12 protein-coding genes and 1 tRNA gene are annotated in these 20,197 nt (G+C 69.4%); 3 read left to right on the plus strand and 10 right to left on the minus strand.

The features are described 5' to 3' along the window. Together H5J26_RS15190 and H5J26_RS15195 are read left to right on the plus strand one after the other, a co-directional pair. Positions 1-599 (plus strand): Lhr family helicase (locus H5J26_RS15190; RefSeq protein WP_419183802.1); only part of this gene is annotated, 599 nt, incomplete at its 5' end. A 65-nt stretch (positions 600-664) separates the two neighbouring features. Continuing rightward, a complete protein-coding gene (locus H5J26_RS15195; protein ID WP_181766383.1) occupies positions 665-1,507 on the plus strand; it encodes an Fpg/Nei family DNA glycosylase in 843 nt (280 codons plus the stop codon). Positions 1,508-1,991: 484 nt separating this feature from the next. Here H5J26_RS15195 and H5J26_RS15200 read toward each other — a convergent pair whose 3' ends face one another. The 8 genes from H5J26_RS15200 to H5J26_RS15235 form a co-directional block, all read right to left on the minus strand. Further along, on the minus strand, positions 1,992-2,375 hold the full coding sequence (locus tag H5J26_RS15200; RefSeq protein ID WP_181766384.1) for a helix-turn-helix domain-containing protein: 384 nt from the start codon (positions 2,373-2,375) through the stop codon (positions 1,992-1,994). Between the two features lie 130 nt (positions 2,376-2,505). Continuing rightward, positions 2,506-3,063, minus strand: a complete 558-nt coding sequence (locus tag H5J26_RS15205) for a CinA family protein (protein ID WP_309237923.1) — start codon at positions 3,061-3,063, stop codon at positions 2,506-2,508. Beyond that, a complete protein-coding gene (gene pgsA, locus H5J26_RS15210) occupies positions 3,060-3,776 on the minus strand; it encodes a CDP-diacylglycerol--glycerol-3-phosphate 3-phosphatidyltransferase (RefSeq protein WP_181766385.1) in 717 nt (238 codons plus the stop codon). Before pgsA ends, H5J26_RS15205 begins: the two co-directional genes overlap by 4 nt. Further along, a complete protein-coding gene (gene rimO, locus H5J26_RS15215) occupies positions 3,773-5,365 on the minus strand; it encodes a 30S ribosomal protein S12 methylthiotransferase RimO (RefSeq protein ID WP_181766386.1) in 1,593 nt (530 codons plus the stop codon). Before rimO ends, pgsA begins: the two co-directional genes overlap by 4 nt. A gap of 138 nt (positions 5,366-5,503) precedes the next feature. After that, the gene (locus H5J26_RS15220; RefSeq protein WP_309237924.1) at positions 5,504-6,319 is read right to left on the minus strand and encodes a helix-turn-helix domain-containing protein; all 816 of its coding nucleotides are present in this window, start codon (positions 6,317-6,319) and stop codon (positions 5,504-5,506) included. A 189-nt stretch (positions 6,320-6,508) separates the two neighbouring features. Next, positions 6,509-9,238 carry a DNA translocase FtsK gene (locus tag H5J26_RS15225; protein ID WP_181766388.1) on the minus strand — a complete coding sequence of 910 codons (2,730 nt, stop codon included), beginning with the start codon at positions 9,236-9,238 and terminating at the stop codon, positions 6,509-6,511. Positions 9,239-9,466: 228 nt separating this feature from the next. Beyond that, positions 9,467-10,165: a response regulator gene (locus H5J26_RS15230; RefSeq protein WP_181766389.1), complete on the minus strand. Its 699-nt coding sequence runs from the start codon at positions 10,163-10,165 to the stop codon at positions 9,467-9,469. Positions 10,166-10,411: 246 nt separating this feature from the next. Then, positions 10,412-16,048 (minus strand): HAMP domain-containing protein, encoded by a 5,637-nt coding sequence (locus H5J26_RS15235; RefSeq protein ID WP_181766390.1) that lies wholly within the window; start codon positions 16,046-16,048, stop codon positions 10,412-10,414. A 506-nt stretch (positions 16,049-16,554) separates the two neighbouring features. Here H5J26_RS15235 and H5J26_RS15240 point away from each other — a divergent pair. Next, positions 16,555-19,170, plus strand: a complete 2,616-nt coding sequence (locus tag H5J26_RS15240; RefSeq protein WP_181766393.1) for a SpoIIE family protein phosphatase — start codon at positions 16,555-16,557, stop codon at positions 19,168-19,170. A gap of 61 nt (positions 19,171-19,231) precedes the next feature. Here H5J26_RS15240 and H5J26_RS15245 read toward each other — a convergent pair. Next, positions 19,232-19,304, minus strand: a tRNA-Thr gene (locus H5J26_RS15245). Between the two features lie 109 nt (positions 19,305-19,413). Continuing rightward, positions 19,414-20,100, minus strand: coding sequence for a DegT/DnrJ/EryC1/StrS family aminotransferase (locus H5J26_RS15250; protein ID WP_181766391.1), 687 nt, complete (start codon positions 20,098-20,100; stop codon positions 19,414-19,416). Positions 20,101-20,197: the final 97 nt, after the last annotated feature.

Below are 20,197 nucleotides of genomic sequence, written 5' to 3' on the forward strand. Positions count from 1 at the left end.
TCGCCGCAGAAGGCGTGCAGGGCGGCTTCTCCGCCGCGTACCGGGTGCTGGCCGCGTTCGAGGAGAGCGGTCAGGCCCGCCGCGGCTATGTCGTCGAGGGCCTGGGCGCAGCCCAGTTCGCGATGGACGGCGCCATCGACCGTCTGCGCGCGGTGCACGCGGCCCGCGAGCGGGAGACACACTTCCGCGCGGCCGTCCTCGCAGCCGCGGACCCTGCGAACGCCTACGGAGCCGCCCTCCCCTGGCCCGAGCCTCCCGAGGGCTCCACGCACAAGCCCGGCCGCAAGGCCGGTTCGGTGGTCGTCCTGGTCGACGGCGAGCTGACCCTCTACATGGAACGCGGCGGCAAGACCCTGCTGGCATGGCCGGGAGCCGGTCCGGCCGGGGCCTCGGAGGGCGGGGCCCTGGGAGCCGACGCCGGCACATCGCTCACCACGGCCGCCGAAGCTCTGGCGCGAGCCGCTCAGGACGGCGCCCTGGGCACGGTCACCGTGGAGCGCATCAATGGAACGCCCGCGCTCTCCTCCCCCGTCGGCACGCTCCTGGAGACGACGGGCTTCCACGCCACCCCCCGGGGCCTCCGGCTCCGCGCCCGATAGCGGAGGCCGCCGCTCCCCCGCTGTCACCCCGCCAAGTCCCGTCTCACCGCCGCGAGGACGAGCAGATGCCCGAAGGAGACACCGTCTGGTACAGCGCCCGTCAGCTGCACGAGGCGCTCGCCGGCCACGCTCTGACCCGGACCGACTTCCGCATCCCCCATCTCGCGACGGCCGACCTGGCCGGACGTTCAGTGCTCGAAGTCGCCCCGCGCGGCAAGCACATCCTCATGCGCGTCGAGGGCGGCGTCACCATCCATTCGCATCTGGGCATGGAGGGTTCCTGGCGGGTCAGCACACCGGAGGGGCGCCCGCGCGGAGGCGGCGGCCCCTCGCATCAGATCCGCGTGGTGCTCACCACGGCCGCCGGCACAGCCACCGGGTACCGCCTCCCCCTGCTCGAACTGCTGCGCACAGCCGAGGAGTCGACGGCTCTGGGGCACCTGGGCCCGGACCTCCTCGGCCCCGACTGGGACGCGGCCGAAGCCGAGCGCCGTCTCCTGGAGGAGCCGGAGCGTCCCCTCGTCGACGCGCTGCTGGACCAGCGCAATCTGGCCGGAATCGGCAACGTCTACGCCGCCGAACTCTGCTTCCTCGCCGGCACATCGCCCTGGACCCCCGTCGGCGAACTGTCCCGCACGCTGCTCGCCCGGCTCCTCACCGCCGCCCAGAAGCTCCTCGACCGCAACAAGGGCCGCCTCGCCCGCATCACCACCCGCGCCACCGCCGACCGCGACCGTGACCGCGCCCTGTGGGTGTACGGGCGCACCCGCCGCCCCTGCCACCGCTGCGGCACACCAGTGCGCACAGGCCAGCACGGGCCACCCGAGCGGTCCCGCCCCGCGTTCTACTGCCCCCGCTGCCAGCCGGGCCCGTACCCGGACAACGCGCGCTCACCGGCGCAGCGTTGAGCCGTACGCCCGCCGCCGCCGCTTGCTGTCTCCCTGGTCGGCAGCTACGGCGAGGCGCGATCTTCGCTTCCCCACCCGCCCGTTGGGCTCCGTGCGGCATCGCGGCCGCCCTGCCCGATCCGTCGTACGGGACGCTCACCCGGACGTCGCAGCGTCACGTGAACCGGTATCAGCCCCAGCCCCCATCCCAGCACCGCGACCATCGCCGCCGCCGGGCCGGCTTCTCCCAACGCCAACCGCCACACGGCACCGGCCCATATGGCCGTCCCGACGGCGGACACCACACAGCGGGCCAGCATGGACCGGCTCAGCGCCGACATCTCGACCTCCCGCAGACCGACTACTGGCTACGTTCCGTCCATGCTGACGCACCCTGTGCGACCACGCGACCACAGCGCCGATCGGTGGAACGACGATGGGCCCCACCGGACTGACCGGTGGGGCCCATCGACGAGTTGTGCGGTGTCGAGCGTTACGCGGAACGTCAGGCCGCTACTACGTCCACGGCCTCTGCGGGGGCCTTGATCGTCACACGCTCTTCCGGAACCCCTGTGACGGATGTCACGGAGATGGGGTTGAGGACCGGACGGCGCATCGGCGCAGGCACCGTGTCGCTCGCCGCGGACTCGGCAAGCTCCGCGAGCGCCAGCTCGTCGCTGACTTCCCGCATGAGCTCGGACATCCGAACGTCGAGCGCATCACAGATCGAGGACAGCAGCTCCGAGGATGCTTCCTTCTGGCCACGCTCGACCTCGGAGAGATACCCGAGCGAAACCCGGGCAGATGAAGAGACTTCGCGCAGGGTCCTGCCCTGGCGCTGGCGCTGCCGACGCAGCACGTCACCCAGCAGGCGACGGAGCAGAATCATCGGTGCTCCTCCCTCTCAACGCGCGGCGTCTTCCACAGCTTGATACCCACCACCGCATGGGGTGTGAATCCTTCAGGCTCCACCGTACCGCCTCGGGCTGTGCCCGTGCGGGGAGCTATGTCGTGTTCACTCAGGGCTGCAAACAACCATTCCCCCCGTGTTGTTCCGTATCCTTTGGCCGCTCATTCCTCGTGAGTTCGTCTCGCAGCAGTTCCAAGACACTTGTCACACTCCCGGTGCGGATCGCCTCACGGTCCCCGTCCAGCTTCAGCTCCCGGGCCACGGTTCTGCCGTACGGGCCGGCGACCGCGATGTGGACGGTGCCGACCTCCTGGCCGTCCTGCCGCTCCGGTCCTGCCACCCCCGTCGTGGAGACGCCCCAGTCGGCCGTCAGCGCCGCCCGCACGCCCTCGGCCATCTGTCGGGCCACCTCACCGTCGACTGCACCGCGCTCGGCCAGCAGAGCGGCGTCGACGCCGAGCAGTTCCCGCTTCAGGTCCGTCGCGTACGACGTGACCGAGCCGCGGAAGGCCCGCGAGGAACCGGGCGCCGCGGTGATCTCGGCGGCGACCAGGCCGCCCGTCAGGGACTCGGCCGCTGCCAGCGTCTCGCCCCGCGCCACAAGCAGCTCCAGCACCTGCGCCGCCACATCGAAGTAGTCCTCTTCGGGCTCCGGGACGTCGCTCACTGCGTTTCCGCTCCCGCGGCACGCTGCGCACGCTCACGCGCGCGCCCCGCCCGACGGAGCACGACCGCCTGCCGTACGTAGTCGAGCCCTGTCACGACGGTCAGCGCCACCGCCACCGCCATCACCCACCAGCGCATGGTCGCCAGCGGCCCGGTCAGCACCAGTACGTACATGCCCACCGCGACGCCTTGCGCCAGCGTCTTCAGCTTGCCGCCGCGGCTGGCCGGAATCACCCCGTGCCGGATCACCCAGAAGCGCATCGCCGTGATGCCCAGCTCCCGGAAGAGGATCACGCCGGTCACCCACCAGGGCAGGTCGTTCAGCGCGGACAGGCAGGCCAGGGCGGCGCCCATGATCGCCTTGTCCGCGATGGGATCGGCGATCTTGCCGAAGTCGGTGACGAGGTTGTAGCGACGGGCGAGCTCACCGTCGAAGAGGTCGGTGATCATGGCCACGGTGAAGGCAGCCCAGGCGATGGAACGCCATACCGGGTCGTGGCCGCCCTCCCACAGCATCAGCGCGACGAACCCGGGGACCAGCAGCAGCCGCACCATGGTGAGGATGTTGGCGATGTTCCACAGACTCACCTGAGGGACGGCGGCCACGGCCGGGGCCGGGGCCTTGGGGTGAGGCTGAGGGGGCTGGGGCTGCGGCTTGCGTTTGGGATCGGCCATCGCACCACCACTCGCCGCGGAGACCGGCGCTCCCGTCATCCGCCTGCCTCCTCGCTGGCTCCGCCGCCGTCGTCGCCCCCCTCGACGGCGCCACCCAGGGGCTCAGCGACCAGGTCCACGCCTTCGGTGGCGACCACCTTGGCCTCGACCATACGTCCGATCGCCGGCTCCCGTACGCCTCCGGCACCCCCGCTCAGGAACACCTGGCCGTCCGTCTCGGGCGCCTGGTGGGCACCTCGCCCGACGGGCACGGTGGTGCCGTCCTCCTCGCCGTCCTCGGCGGGCTCGTAGGACTCCACGAGCACCCGGACCGTCTCGCCCAGCCGGTCCTCCGCACGCTGCGCGGAGAGCTCCTCGGCGAGCCGGGAGACCCGCTCCAGACGCTCGGCGACGACCTCGGGGGCGTTCTTTTCCCCGTACCCGGCGGCCTCCGTGCCGTCCTCGTCGGAGTACCCGAACACACCGATCGCGTCGAGACGGGCCGAGGTGAGGAACCGCTCCAGCTCTGCCACGTCGGCTTCGCTCTCGCCGGGGAAGCCCACGATGAAGTTCGAGCGGATGCCCGCCTCCGGTGCCTTGGCCCGGATCGTCTCCAGCAGCCCCAGGAAGCGTTCCGTGTCCCCGAAGCGGCGCATCGCACGCAGCACACCCGGGGCGGAGTGCTGGAAGGACAGGTCGAAGTACGGGGCGACCTTGTCGGTCCCCGTCAGCACGTCGATCAGCCCGGGGCGCATCTCGGCGGGCTGCAGATAGCTGACCCTGATCCGCTCGATGCCGTCCACAGCGGCCAGTTCGGGCAGGAGCGTCTCCAGGAGCCGGATGTCGCCCAGGTCCTTGCCGTAGGAGGTGTTGTTCTCCGAGACGAGCATGACCTCCCGAACGCCCTGTTCGGCCAGCCAGCGGGTCTCGGTCAGTACGTCGGAGGGCCGCCGGGAGATGAACGATCCGCGGAAGGAGGGGATGGCGCAGAACGAGCACCGCCGGTCACATCCGGAGGCCAGCTTCACGGACGCGACCGGGCTGCCGTCCAGCCGCCTCCGCAGAGGTGCCCGCGGCCCCGACGCCGGGGCGACACCCTCCGGCAGGTCCTCGGGTGCGGCCAGGGGCACCTCGCCGGCAGCTTCGCCCTCGTGCCCCGAGCCGTGGCCGGGCAGCGCCACTCCCGTGCCGGCACCCTGGCGTTCGGCCGGGGAGACCGGCAGCAGCTTGCGGCGGTCGCGTGGGGTGTGCGGGGCGTGGACGCCTCCGCTGAGAATGGTCTGCAGCCGGTCGGAGATGTCTGCGTAGTCGTCGAAGCCGAGCACGCCGTCGGCCTCGGGCAGCGCCTCCGCCAGCTCCTTGCCGTAGCGCTCCGCCATGCAGCCGACGGCCACCACGGCCTGGGTGCGGTTGCCACCGGCCGAGTCCGCCCCGGACTTCAGGTCGTTCGCTTCGAGGAGCGCGTCGACGGAGTCCTTCTTCGCGGCCTCGACGAAGCCGCAGGTGTTGACCACCGCGACGTCGGCCTGCGAAGCCTCCTCGACCAGCTCCCAGCCGTCCGCCGCGAGGCGGCCTGCGAGCTCTTCGGAGTCGACTTCGTTGCGCGCGCAGCCAAGTGTGACAAGGGCGACGGTGCGGGATTCGGGCATGGGCTCAGCGTACTTCGTCCCGCCCTGCCCACCGTCCGCAGGTGATGCCGCTGGTCCTCGCACGTACGGGCCGGGACGAGTAAGTCCGAAGTCCCGCCGCCCGCTTCAGGGAGGAAGGCGGAACTTCGGACTTACTCGTCAACCCGCTTCGGGGTCGCCGCGGGTGTAGGAGACCCGCTGGACCTGGCCGTCCTCGCCCACGTCCTCGACCTCCTTGCCGTTGACGTACAGCTTCACGCCGCCCGCGTTGCCGAGGACGAGGTTGAGCCGCTTGTCGTCGGTGAAGGTCTTGCTCTTGCCCTTCTGCAGCACGCCCTCGTGCACCAGCCGGCCGTTGTGGTCCTCAGCGGAGATCCACACGTTCTGCTCGGCGGTCAGCTGCACCGTGACCTTGTCGGCGGGTGCTGCGGCGATCGCGCTGTCGGAGGGCTTGGGGTCCTCAGGCGTGGGCGTCGGGTCGGCGGACTTCGTCGGCTTGGACTCGGAGGCGGAGGGCTTCGACGAAGGGGTCTCCTCCGCCGCGGACGGCCCGGTGCCGCCGTCCTCCCCGCCGACGAGGGTGAACCCGACGAAACCGACCACCACGACGATCGCGGCCACCATCGCCGCCGTCCAGTTCGGCCTTCTGCGTTCCGGCCGGATGCGTTCGGCCTCGAAGAGCGCCGCCGGCGCGGCTGTCGGCCGGGGCCGCCCGCCGTGTTCGGCGTCGTACTGGGCCACGAGCGGATCGGGATCGACTCCGACTTCGCGGGCGAGAGTACGGATGTGGCCGCGGGCGTAGACGTCACCGCCGCAGCGGGAGAAATCATCCGCCTCGATGGCCTCAACGATCGGGACGCGCACTCTCGTCGACGTACTGACCTCGTCGATGGTCAGACGTGCGTCGTTTCGGGCTTGTTGGAGGGCTTGACCGACCGAGGGACGGTCCTCTTCCGCTGCGTTGCCGATGGACACGGGAGCGCCTTTCGAGCGTGTAGCCACCTGCTGGATGTTCAGTCTAGGGGCGGAGCAAAAGAGTGGGGCAAGCGGGCGGACGACTTTGTACGCCATCAGGATTGTCTTAACGCCTGACTTAGGACACTTCCGTCCGCTCCCTTCATCAACTTGACGTATGCGCCGGGGAAACGGTTGCCTCACTCATCCTTATGGGTGAGACTCCCCGCGGATCACGGCCAGCACACCATCGAGTTCGTCGGGTTTGATCAGCACGTCCCGCGCCTTGGACCCCTCGCTGGGCCCGACCACACCCCGTGACTCCATCAGGTCCATCAGCCGTCCGGCCTTGGCGAAGCCCACGCGCAGCTTCCGCTGCAGCATCGACGTCGAGCCGAACTGTGTGGAGACCACCAGCTCAGCCGCCTGGCACAGCAGGTCCAGGTCGTCGCCGATCTCCTCGTCGATCTCCTTCTTCTTGCTCTGCCCGACGGTCACGTCCTCCCTGAAGACCGGGGCCATCTGAGCCTTGCAGTGCTCGACGATCGAGTGGATCTCGTCCTCGCCGACGTACGCGCCCTGCATGCGCACCGGCTTGTTCGCACCCATGGGCAGGAAGAGACCGTCGCCCTTGCCGATCAGCTTCTCCGCGCCGGCCTGGTCGAGGATGACGCGGCTGTCCGCCAGCGAGGAGGTGGAGAAGCCCAGCCGGGAAGGCACGTTGGCCTTGATGAGCCCGGTGACCACGTCCACGGACGGGCGCTGCGTCGCCAGCACCAGATGGATGCCGGCGGCCCGCGCGAGCTGCGTGATCCGTACGATCGCGTCCTCCACGTCGCGTGGCGCCACCATCATCAGGTCCGCCAACTCGTCGACGATGACGAGCAGATACGGGTACGGAGCCAGCTCGCGCTCGCTGCCCTCGGGGGACGTCGCCTTGCCGCTGCGCACCGCCGCGTTGAAGTCGTCGATGTGGCGGTAGCCGTAGGCGGCCAGGTCGTCATAGCGCAGGTCCATCTCGCGCACGACCCACTGGAGGGCTTCGGCGGCCTTCTTGGGGTTGGTGATGATCGGCGTGATCAGGTGCGGCACGCCCTCGTACGCGGTCAGCTCGACCCGCTTGGGGTCGACGAGGACCATCCGCACGTCCTCCGGCGTGGCCCGGGCCAGGACCGAGGTGATGAGGCAGTTGATGCAGGAGGACTTGCCGGAGCCGGTGGCACCCGCGATCAGGATGTGCGGCATCTGCGCGAGGTTGGCCGTGACGTAGCCGCCCTCGACGTCCTTGCCGAGCCCGACGAGCATCGGGTGCTCCTCGCCGGAGGCGTCGGCCGAGCGCAGCACGTCCCCGAGATTGACCATCTCCCGGTCGCTGTTGGGGATTTCGATGCCGACCGCGGACTTGCCCGGAATGGGGCTGATGATGCGCACGTCGGGACTGGCGACGGCGTAGGCGATGTTCTTCGTCAGGGCCGTGATCTTCTCGACCTTCACGGCCGGGCCCAGTTCGATCACGTAGCGCGTGACGGTCGGGCCGCGGGTGAATCCGGTGACCGCAGCGTCGACCCTGAACTCGTTGAAGACCGTGGTCAGCGACTCGACCACCCGGTCGTTGGCCTCGCTGCGCGTGCGTCCGGGCCCGCCCCTCTCCAGCAGGTCCAGCGAGGGCAGCGCATAGGTGATGTCCCCGCGGAGCTGGAGCTGTTCGGCACGCGGGGGAAGCGGTTCGGCCTCCTGCTTCGCCGGGGCCTTCGTCAGATCGGGAACAGGCGTGTGCTCGACCTGACCCGAGTCCCGGCCCCCGTCCTCGTCCTTGCCCTGGCGTCCCGCACCGGCCCTTGAGCCCGCCTCTGCGGCCTTGCGCCGCTCTCCCGAGGAGACACCACTGCTGAGGTCTGCGACGAGCTGAGAGGGCTGCACACCGTGCAGCAGCGCCCCGTCCAGCGACGCCGCGGCGGCTGCTGCCACGTCGAAGGACTCCGACGACTCGCCCGATGCCGAACCGCTGCGCCGGGCGCGGCCCTTGCGGGACGCACGGCGCTGATCGAGGGCTTCCTTCTCGGCGTGCGCCGGGTCCAGGTACTCCTTGCGCATGCTGTGCGCCCGGGGACGTACGGGGCGCTGCTCGTCCGCCTCGTCGTCCTCGAACTCCCTGACGACACCCGGGTCGTCCATCACTCCGAGCCGCACGCAGAGAGCCCGCAGCCGTCGCGGGATGGCGTTGACGGGCGTGGCGGTGACGACGAGCAGGCCGAAGACGGCGACCAGAACGAGCAGGGGCACGGCGAGCACATCGCCGACCGTCTCGATGAGCGGCCGTGACGCGGCCCAGCCGATTAGGCCGCCCGCATCCTGGACCGCCTCCTCGCCCTCCCCGCGCCCCGGTGCCCCGCACGCGATGTGCACCAGGCCGAGCCCGCCGACCACGAGCGCCGAAAGCCCCACGACGATACGGCCGTTGGCCTCCGGCTTCTCAGGGTGCCGGATCAGCCGTACGGAGATCACGCCGAGCAGTATCGGCACGAGCAGGTCGAGCCGTCCGAAGGCACCGGTGATGAGCATCTTGACCAGGTCGCCCACGGCGCCCTTGAGGTTGGACCAGGTGCCCGCCGCGACGACGAGGGCAAGACCCAGCAACAGCAGCGCGAGGCCGTCCTTGCGGTGAGCCGGGTCGAGGCCCTTCGTGCTGCGCCCTATGCCGCGGAAGAGCGCGCCGACGGCATGGGCGACGCCCAGCCAGCAGGCGCGCACCAGGCGGTAGATGCCGCCCGTCGGCGAAGGTGCGGGCTTGGCAGGGGACTTCGCCTTCGCCTTGGCAGCCGGCTTCTTGGCCGGTGCCTTCTTGGCGGTGGCCTGCTTCGCCGGCGCCCTTTTCGCGGCAGCCTTCTTCGCGGGCGCTTTCTTTGCTGCCTTTCGGGTGCCGGACGTACGAGGGGCCATGGTGGTGAGGTTACCGTCGCGGGGCTGCCGAGGCACGAACGGACGTGCACAACGGAGCAGCTGCGTATGGCGGCGTCACCCGCTGACGAGCTGTCAGGCCGCCCTGCGGCTACGCCACTACGTCACCTGCCGCGCCGCCCGGCGCATCTCCGTGCGGGGCGCGGCAGGCGCGCGAGAAGAGTTCGCATGAACGGTCAGCGCCGCGGCTTCGCCGGCGCCGAGAAGTGGTCAGTTCTGCGAGGGGACCTGGGCCGAAGTGCCGCCCGCACCGGGCTCGAGGGCGTCAAGTGCCCTGCGCAGCCCGTTCAGTTTGCGCTCGAGGTGTGCCGCCGTCGCCACGGTGGCGGACTCGGAACTGTCACCGAGCTGCTTGGAGAGCGCCTCTGCCTGCTCCTCCACGGCGGCCAGCCGGGCGGACAGCTCGGCCAGCAGCCCCGGGTGCTCACCGGCGTCGTCGTCGCCCTCCTCCGGCGGCTGGCCGGGGCCCGCGCCGTTCTCCAACTGGAGCCGCAACAGGGACGCCTGCTCACGCAGCTGGACGTTCTTCATGTAGAGCTCGACGAAGACCGAGACCTTGGCACGCAGGACCCAGGGGTCGAACGGCTTGGAGATGTAGTCCACCGCTCCCGCGGCGTATCCCCGGAAAGTGTGATGCGGCCCGTGATTGATGGCCGTGAGGAAGATGATCGGGATGTCACGCGTGCGCTCTCGGCGCTTGATGTGCGCGGCCGTCTCGAAGCCGTCCATCCCTGGCATCTGAACGTCCAGCAGAATGACCGCGAAGTCGTCCGTCAGCAGCGCCTTGAGCGCTTCCTCCCCTGACGATGCCCGCACCAGCGTCTGATCGAGCGCGGAGAGAATGGCCTCCAGCGCCAGCAGATTCTCCGGCCGGTCATCGACCAGGAGGATCTTGGCCTTCTGCACCATGGCCCGTCCTCCTCGCCCCGGCAGCCCAACGGACGCCGCCCCTGGGGACGGCTCTTTGACGCCGCCGCCCGTCCTTGTGCGGGTCATCGTAGCCGCACGCCGCACTTCGCCACACCCTGTCACCGCGATGTCACTGTGCACACATCGGAAACGCCTCAGGAGACCAAAAGGTTCCCCGTCTGCAACGCCTCCACACGTCTTCGACACACTGAGTCAGCAGGCGACCGCTACCCGCACCGTGTCACATCAACGAGCGCTCATCCACTCCCGCATGACGGTCAGCAGATGGTCGGTGTCCACGGGCTTGGTCACGTAGTCGGACGCTCCGGCCTCGATGCTCTTCTCCCGGTCGCCCTTCATCGCCTTCGCCGTCAGCGCGATGATGGGCAGCCCCGCGAACTGAGGCATCTTGCGGATGGCAGCAGTCGTGGCGTAGCCGTCCATCTCGGGCATCATGATGTCCATCAGCACCACGGTCACGTCGTCGTGCTGCTCCAGCACCTCGATGCCCTCCCGCCCGTTCTCGGCGTAGAGCACCTGCAGTCCGTGCTGTTCCAGCACGCTCGTGAGCGCGAAGACGTTACGGATGTCGTCGTCCACGATGAGCACTTTCTCGCCACCGAAGTCGCTGCCCGGACCGGGCTCGACCAGGTCCTGGCCGCTGTGCAGCCAGGCCTCGTCCTGCGACTGATCGGAGCCCGCTGCGGAGTCGGTACGGTCCCCACCGTCACGGGACTTGGCCGCACCGAGCCCACCGCGGCCGTTCTGCAGAGCACGCCGCTGTGGCTGCGCCTCCGGCGGCAACTCCCTCTGCTGCTCGGGTTCGGTGGCCGAGCGCTGGCGCCGGCGCCTCACGAGCGACGCGGCGGCACGCTCCGCCTCGGAGACGGCGACGTCGTCCTCCTCCGCACCCTGGGCGGCATCGCCGGCGCTCTCCTCCGCCGTGTCGACGCGCTCCAGAGGTTCGATGCGCTCGGCGGCCGCCGCCCCGGTCTCGGCCGCAGCCGCGATCGCCAGGTTGCCCGACCCCAGCTGCACGTAGCCCTGGGGCGGGAGCTCCGTCGGATGCAGCGGCAGGTAGAGGGTGAAGGTGGAGCCGCGGCCGGGCTCGCTCGCGGCGTAGATCTCGCCGCCGAGCAGTCGCGCGATCTCCCGGCTGATGGACAGGCCCAGGCCCGTACCGCCGTACTTGCGGCTGGTCGTGCCGTCGGCCTGCTTGAACGCCTCGAAGATGACGCGCATCTTGCTCGCGGCGATGCCGATGCCGGTGTCCGTCACCGAGAAGGCGATCATCTCGGCGTCCGCGTCCACCAGGGAGCCGTGCTCCAGCATCTGCTCGCGGATCACGTCGGGAACGTCGTCCTGCGCGGAGCGGATGACCAGCTCCACGGCGCCGCCGTCGGTGAACTTCACCGCGTTGGACAGCAGATTGCGCAGTACCTGGAGCAGCCGCTGCTCATCGGTGTGCAGGGTGGCCGGCAGCTCCGGCGAGACCCGTACGGAGAAGTCCAGCCCCTTCTCGGCGGTCAACGGCCGGAAAGTGGCCTCGACGTAGTCGACGAGCTGGACCAGCGCGATACGTGTCGGGCTGACGTCCATCTTGCCCGCCTCGACCTTCGACAGGTCGAGGATGTCGTTGATCAACTGGAGCAGGTCGGAACCCGCACCGTGGATCGTCTCGGCGAACTCGACCTGCTTCGGGGAGAGATTGCCCTCCGCGTTGTCCGCGAGCAGCTTCGCGAGGATGAGCAGCGAGTTGAGCGGCGTACGCAGCTCGTGGCTCATGTTCGCCAGGAACTCGGACTTGTAGCGCATGGAGACCGACAGCTGCTCGGCACGCTCCTCGAGGACCTGCCGCGCCTCCTCGATCTCCCTGTTCTTGATCTCGATGTCGCTGTTGGTCTGCGCGAGCTGCTCGGCCTTCTCCTCCAGCTGCGCGTTCGACTCCTGAAGCGCCCGCTGCCGGTTCTCCAGCTCCTCCGAGCGGTCCCGCAGCTGCTCGGTCAGCTCCTGCGACTGACGCAGCAGCACCTCGGTGCGGGTGTTGACGCTGATGGTGTTGACGCTGGTCGCGATCATCTCCGCGATCTGGTTGAGGAAGTCCTTCTGGATCTGGGCGAACGGCTGGAACGCGGCCAGCTCGATCACGCCCAGGATCGTCCCCTCGAAGACGACCGGCAGCACGATGACGTGCGCCGGCGGTGCGTCGCCGAGTCCGGAGGAGATCTTCAGATAGCCGGGCGGCGCGTTCTCGACCAGGATCGTCCGCGCCTCCTGAGCGGCCGTGCCCACCAGGGACTCACCGGGTGCGAACGTCGTCGGCATGGTGCCCGTCGAGTAGCCGTAACTGCCGTGCATGCGCAGCTCGTACCGGTCGTCGGCACCGTGGTCCGCCCCGATGCCGACGTCCTCCTTGTCCTCGTCCGTCGACACGGCGAGGAAGAAGGCGCCGTGCTGTGCGGAGACGACCGGAGTCAGCTCGCTCATGATCAGCCCGGCCACGTCTGCGAGATCGCGGCGGCCCTGCATCAGGCCGGAGATGCGCGCGAGGTTGCCCTTCAGCCAGTCCTGCTCCTGGTTCGCCAGGGTGGTCTCGCGGAGGTTGGCGATCATGGTGTTGATGTAGCCCTGGAGCTGCAGGATCTCGCCCGCCGCCTCCACGTCGATGCGCACGTTGTGATCGCCGCGCGTCACGGCGGTGGCCACGTCGGCGATCGCGCGCATCTGACGGGTCAGGTTGGACGCCATCTCGTTCACCGAGTCGGTGAGGTCCTTCCACGTGCCCGCCACGCCCTGCACCCGCGCCTGGCCGCCCAACTGCCCGTCCGTACCCACTTCGCGGGCCACACGGGTCACCTGCTCGGCGAAGGAGGAGAGCTGGTCGACCATCGTGTTGATGGTCGTCTTCAGCTCCAGGATCTCGCCGTTCGCCTCGATGTCGATCTTCTTGGTCAGGTCACCGCGGGCGATGGCGGTGGTGACCATCGCGATGTTGCGGACCTGGCCGGTCAGGTTCGACGCCATCGAGTTCACGGACTCGGTGAGGTCCTTCCACGTGCCGGCCACGCCCGCCACCCGCGCCTGGCCGCCCAGCACGCCGTCCGTGCCCACCTCGCGGGCGACCCTGGTCACCTCTTCGGCGAACGTGGAGAGCGCCGTCACCATCGTGTTGAGCGTGTCCGCGAGTTGCTCGACCTCGCCGCTCGCCTCGACGGTGACCTTCTTCGTCAGGTCACCGTTGGCGACCGCCGTGGCGACCTGGGAGATGTTGCGCACCTGGCTGGTGAGGTTGTTCGCCATCAGGTTCACGTTCTCGCTCAGGTCCTTCCAGATGCCGGTGACCCCCGGCACCCGCGCCTGACCGCCGAGCATGCCCTCCGTGCCCACCTCACGGGCGACGCGGGTGACCTGCTCGGCGAACGAGGAGAGCTGGTCGACCATCGTGTTCACGGTCGTCACCAGGGCGAGGATCTCTCCCTTGGCGTCGACGGTGATCTTCTTCGACAGGTCGCCCTGGGCGACGGCTGTGGTCACCTCGGCGATGTTCCGCACCTGGGACGTCAGGTTGTTCGCCATGAAGTTGACGGACTGCGTGAGGTCCTTCCACGTACCCGATACGCCCTTGACCTCCGCCTGGCCGCCGAGGATGCCCTCGGTGCCCACCTCGCGGGCGACCCTGGTCACCTGCTCGGCGAACGAAGAGAGCTGGTCGACCATCGTGTTCAGGGTGTTCTTGAGCTCGAGGATCTCCCCGCGGGCGTCCACGGTGATCTTCTGCGAGAGGTCACCCCGGGCGACAGCCGTGGCGACCTGGGCGATGTTGCGCACCTGGTCGGTGAGGTTGCCCGCCATGCCGTTCACGGAGTCGGTCAGGTCCCGCCACACGCCGGCGACTCCGGGCACCTGGGCCTGTCCGCCCAGCCGCCCCTCGGTGCCCACCTCGCGGGCCACACGCGTGACCTGCTCCGCGAACGCCGAGAGCTGGTCGACCATCGTGTTGATGGTGTTCTTCAGCTCGAGGATCTCGCCGCGTGCATCGACCTTGATCTTCTGCGAGAGATCGCCACGGGCCACGGCAGTGGTCACCTGCGCGATGTTCCGCACCTGCGAAGTGAGGTTGCCCGCCATGAAGTTGACGGAGTCGGTCAGGTCCTTCCACGTCCCGGAGACGCCGTCCACGCGGGCCTGACCGCCCAGGCGGCCCTCCGTACCCACGTCCCTGGCCATCCTCGTGACCTGCTCCGCGAACGAGGAGAGCTGGTCCACCATCGTGTTCACGGTGTTCTTCAGCTCCAGCATCTCGCCGGAGACGTCGACGGTCACCTTCTGCGACAGGTCGCCGTTCGCCACCGCGGTCGTCACCTGCGCGATGTTGCGGACCTGCCCGGTGAGGTTGCGGAAGGCCGTGTTCACCGAGTCGGTGAGGTCCTTCCACGTGCCGCCCGCGCCGGGCACCTGCGCCTGACCGCCCAGTTCACCCTCGACGCCGATCTCCCGTGCGACGCGGGTGACTTCGGCACCGAACGAGGAGAGCTGGTCCACCATCGTGTTGACCGTGGTCTTCAGCTCCAGCATCTCGCCGGAGACGTCGACGGTCACCTTCTGCGACAGATCGCCGTTCGCCACCGCGGTCGTCACCTGCGCGATGTCGCGGACCTGTGCCGTGAGGTTGCGGAAGGCCGTGTTCACCGAGTCGGTGAGGTCCTTCCAGATCCCGGCGGCACCCGGCACCTGGGCCTGGCCGCCCAGCACGCCCTCGGTGCCCACCTCGTTGGCCGCGCGCGTCACTTCGTCCGCGAACGTGCGCAGCGTCTCGGTCATCGTGTTGATGGTCTCGGCGAGCTGAGCTACCTCGCCGCGTGCGTTCACCGTGATCTTCTGCGACAGGTCGCCGTTGGCGACCGCCGTGGTCACCTGCGCGATCTCCCGCACCTGGGAGGTGAGATTCCCGGCCATGAGATTGACCGAATCCGTCAGGTCCTTCCACACGCCCGCGACGCCCTGCACCCGGGCCTGGCCGCCGAGCTCGCCCTCGGTGCCCACCTCACGGGCCACACGCGTGACCTCGGACTGGAAGGAGGAGAGCTGGTCGACCATCGTGTTGACGGTGTTCTTCAGCTCCAGCATCTCGCCGGCCACATGCACGGTGACCTTGCGGGACAGGTCGCCCTTGGCGACGGCCGTCGTCACGAGTGCGATGTCCCGCACCTGAGCGGTGAGCCGCGACGCCATCGTGTTGACGGAGTCCGTCAGGTCCTTCCAGGAACCGGACATACCGCGCACACGCGCCTGTCCGCCCAGCTTTCCTTCCGTACCGACCTCACTTGCGACGCGCGTAACTTCGTCGGTGAAAGTCGACAATTGGTCCACTAGTCCGTTGACGGTGCGCCCGACCTTCAGGAACTCGCCGCGCAGCGGATGCCCGCCGCCGTCCGTCCCGCGGGAGCGCAGATCCATCCGCTGCTCCAGGTCGCCGTCGGCCACGGCCGAAAGCACCCTGCCCACCTCGGAGACAGGCCTGACCAGGTCCTCGACGAGCGCGTTCGACGCGTCGATGGCAGCCGCCCAGGAGCCCTCGGACGTGCCCGTCTCCAGCCGCTCGGTCAGCTTGCCCTCGCGGCCCACGACTCTGCGTACGCGCGCGATCTCGCCCGTCAGATGCAGGTTCTGATCCGCGACCTCGTTGAAGACGGCCGCGATCTCGGCCATGGGTCCGTCACCCGTGACCGTGAGGCGCTTACGGAAGTTGCCGTCTCTCATCGCCGTCAACGCAGTCAACAAACGGTTGACGGACGCCGCGTCGACCTCGATCTTCCCGCTCTTCCGGGAGCGTCCGCCTTTCGCGCGCGCACTAGTACTGCGCGCCGCTGCGCCAGACTCCACCGTGTCCCTCCCGAAGGGTCGACCATCCTGCCGTCATACCCGGGCTTCTGCTTCGAGCCTTCCCAGTGTTTCACCCTGCCTGAACCAGGCGATAACAGTTCGGCAGCATGGCACACAGCTCTCCACACGGCCCGGACGGAAAACACACTGGATCCGGCACCCGCGCACACTGCGAACGTAAGTAACCTGGCCTCCGGCTGTCCATCCACCCGATGTGCCGGGGAGAGGGCGAAGCGCACGAAGCGTGCAGAAGTGCACGAAAGAATGCCGGGACAGCTGCGAGAGCACGAAAGGGCAACGGAGGGGCGCCGCGGGTGACGCAAGAACAGAGCGCCGAACGCGGGGGTGCTCCCGCCGAAGGCGTCGTGGGTCTCCCGGTTGACGGCAGCGGGGACGACCCGGCCACCGACGGCTTCACAGCACCTGCCATCGCGGCGCAGTTCAACCCGTCCGGTGCGGTGGACGGAGCGCGTCCCGGCAGCGAGCAGCGATACAAGGGGAGACGAGTGATCACCGCGAGGGCAGCGGCAACGTTCGAGCCGGTCGGACGTTCCGTCGCGACGGCCCGGGCCTTCGTGCGGGACACCCTCCAGGGCTGGGGGCTGGGCGACATCGTCGATGACGCCGTGGTTCTGACCAGCGAGCTCGTCACGAACGCCGTGGTGCACGCGGGCACCGCCGCCGAAGTCGTCTGTCTTCGCGAGGGCGACGGCGTACGCATCGAAGTGGTCGACCGCTACCCCGAGCGCGAACTGCCCCTCCAGGACCCCGCACACATCATCGGCAGCCCCGACCGCGAAGGAGGTCGCGGGCTGCTCCTGTGCGCCGCTCTGGCCTCCCACTGGGGCGTGGACTACACGGCGGCCGACAAGCGCGTCTGGTTCACCCTCGACCTCCCCGAACGCCCCGTGGGCACCCGCGCCGCCGGCCCGGCCCTCCCCGACTCCGCACTGCCCGTCGCCGACACCCGCGTCCGCGTGGCCGTCGTGCAGGTTGACCGCGGCGGCGCCGTCACCGCGTGGAACGACGACGCGCAGCACCTCTTCGGCTTCCCGGCGGACCAGGTCGTCAGCAAGCCGTTCACGGACTTCGCCGCCTGGCCCCACACCCCCGGCACCAGCACGGGCATCGCCGACGCCCTCCAACTGTCCCGCTGGGAGGGCTCCTACGGCATGCGGGGCGCCGACGGTCGTACGATCCCCGTCTACGCTTCCCACCTTCGAGTGAGGGACAGCGACGGCGAACCGTCCACCGTGTGCCTTCTCGTACGTGACCACGAACGGGCCGTTCTTCAGACGCCGCTGCGTTCCCCGGCACCCGACTCCGCGAGCCGTCAGGGCAGCGGAGAGAGCTCCGCCGACCCTTTCGAGATCTTCATCGGCTCCCCTCCGCCCGACGACCTCGACGGCTTGCTGCAGCGGACCGTCGAGCGCGCCCGCGACATGCTGGACGGCGACGCCGCGTACCTGCTGCTGGCCACCGATGACGAGACGGAGTTGGAGGTCCGGGCCTCCACCGGCCTCCCCTCCGCACGACAGCGCTTCGCCCGCGTCCCGGTCGAAGCCGGCACCGGCCGGTACGGGTCCGCCAGGATGCCCTCCGTGCACGAGGACCTCACCGTGGTACCCGGCGCGGTCCCACTGCTGGCCGGGACCGGGATGCGATCCGTCGTCACCGTTCCGCTCAAGGTCGAAGGCAGACTCACGGGTTCACTCGGTGTCGCGACGGAGTCCCCCGGCCGGTACACGAACGAGGAAGCACTGCGGCTCCAGTTCGCCGCAGACCGCATCGCGCTCGCAGTGGAGCGCGCCCGCCTCACCGAACTCGAGCGCCTGCGCCGCGGATCGCTCTCCTTCCTGGTCGAGGCATCCGACCTGCTGGCCGGCACCCTCGACCGTGACCAGACACTGGCGCTCATGGCACAGATGACGGTGCCCACTTTGGCCGCCTGGTGCGCCGTCTACACAGTGGCGGAGCCGGGTTCCGACCCCAAGCTCTCCTACGTCCTGCACGAGGACGAGGACCGCATCGACCACCTCAAGGCGCTTCTCGCCAGGGTCGATCCGCCGGACCCCGTCCCGACGCCCGGCGCCCGCGTCTGGAGCGCCCCCACCGACGCGGCGCACTCCGCGGCCCTGCGCTCGTCGCTCCGCACCGTGGTTCTCGGCGACGAGGACCATCACCTCTCTCCGGGCTCGACTCGGGCCACTGCGGCCGCAGTCGGCGGGGAGACCGTCGTTCTGCCCCTCGTCGCGCGCAACCGCGTGATCGGCATGCTCACACTGGGCAAGCCGACCGACGAGCGCTTCCGCCAGGAGATCCTCGAACTCGCTGAAGACCTCTCCCGTCGAGCCGCCCTCGCCCTGGACAACGCCCGGCTGTACTCGGAGCGCACGGCCATCAGCCAGTCCCTGCAGCGCAGTCTGCTGCCGCCCGAACTGCCCGTGGTCAGCGGCGGAGTCGAGGTCGAGGTCATCTACCGCGCGGCCGGCGAAGGCAACGAGGTCGGCGGTGACTTCTACGATCTCTTCGACATCTCCGAAGGCACGTACGGCTTCGCCATCGGCGACGTCTGCGGCACGGGCCCGGAGGCCGCCGCCGTCACCGGCCTCGCGCGCCACGCGCTGCGGCTGCTCGCCCGCGAGGGTCTGGGCGGCCCGGCGGTGCTCGACCGCCTCAACACCGCGATCCTCGACGAGGGCGCCCGCAGTCGCTTCCTGACGCTGCTCTACGGCGAGTTGCGCCCTCAGCCCGACGGCAGCGCCGAACTCAAGGTCGTCTGCGCCGGGCATCCGCTGCCCCTGCGCCTGCGCCAGGACGGCAGCGTGGAGCCGGCCGCCGATCCTCAGCCCCTCCTGGGCGTGATGGACGACCTCGAACTCTATGAACAAACGATCATTCTCGACCCCGGCGACGTACTCCTGTGCGTGACGGACGGCGTCACGGAACGCCGCGAAGGCACCCGCATGCTCGGCGACGACGGTCTCGCGGACGTCCTCACCAGCTGCACAGGCCTCACAGCGGGAGCAGTGGCGTCGCGCATCATGCGGGCCGTCGAACGGTTCGCGAGCGACGCGCCGTCCGACGACATGGCGATCGTCGCCATGAGGGTTCCGGAATAGGCGGCAGAGACAGAAGAAGGCCCCCGCCTGAGGCGGGGGCCTTCTCAACTACCTTCAGGAGAGCCCCAAAACGGAATCGAACCGTTGACCTTCTCCTTACCATGGAGACGCTCTGCCGACTGAGCTATTGGGGCACTGCGGCGTCGCCGATCTTACCTGATGCGCACCCCCGCGCAGGCCAACAGGAGCGCCCATCCGGAGGAATTCAAGACCCGGATCAACGCCCCTCAACGACCGGCCAGTTCAGCAGGCCGGCTCCATCAGCAGGCCGCCCAGACCGTTGCAGGCCGAGACCACCCGCTGCAGTTCGCGCTTCGTCATCGACGCCTGTACGGGCAAGGCCAGCGTCTCGTCAGCGGCCCGCTCGGATTCCGGCAGCCGCACATCGACGCGGAATTCCGGGGTCCGGTGGGCGGCAGTCTTCACCGGCACGTAGCAGGCCACGCCACGCGATCGCAGCGCCTGCTTGAAGGCGTCCCGGTCCGGCCTGCCGTTCCCCGGCACGCGCACCACGTAGTCCGTGTACGAGTGCTGCACTCCCAGAGCCACGGTCGGTATGACGACCCCGCGCAGACGCATGTCCAGATAGGACGCGTACTGCCGGCGCCGCACCGCGTCCACGGACACGACAGCGGGGGCGGAGTCGAGTTCGACCATGCGTAGCCCTCGCCGTTGGGCCAGCTCCTGCAGGCAAACCGTGTCCGCGGGGTGCCCGAAGAGGTTCACGGGGGCTATGGCAACGGTCCTGTCGGTCACCGCTGCCTCAACTGCCTTCGGATCGAGGCAGAAACTGTGCGGATCGATGTCCGCGAAGACGGGGCGGGCTCCCACCGCCCGTACTGCTCCTGCGACTTCGGCTCCACCGAAGGCCGGCACCACGACCTCGTCTCCGGTGCTCACGCCGGCGGCCATAATCTCTTTCGTCCCCATGGAACCGATGCTGGCGGCGGGACATGAACTCCTGGTGAAGGCACGAAAAAAGGCCGTGGTCCCCGGACTGAACAGTCCAAGAACCACGGCCTATTTC

The organism is Streptomyces albidus (ex Kaewkla and Franco 2022), assembly GCF_013870515.1.
GTDB classification, from domain to species: Bacteria; Actinomycetota; Actinomycetes; order Streptomycetales; family Streptomycetaceae; genus Streptomyces; species Streptomyces albidus.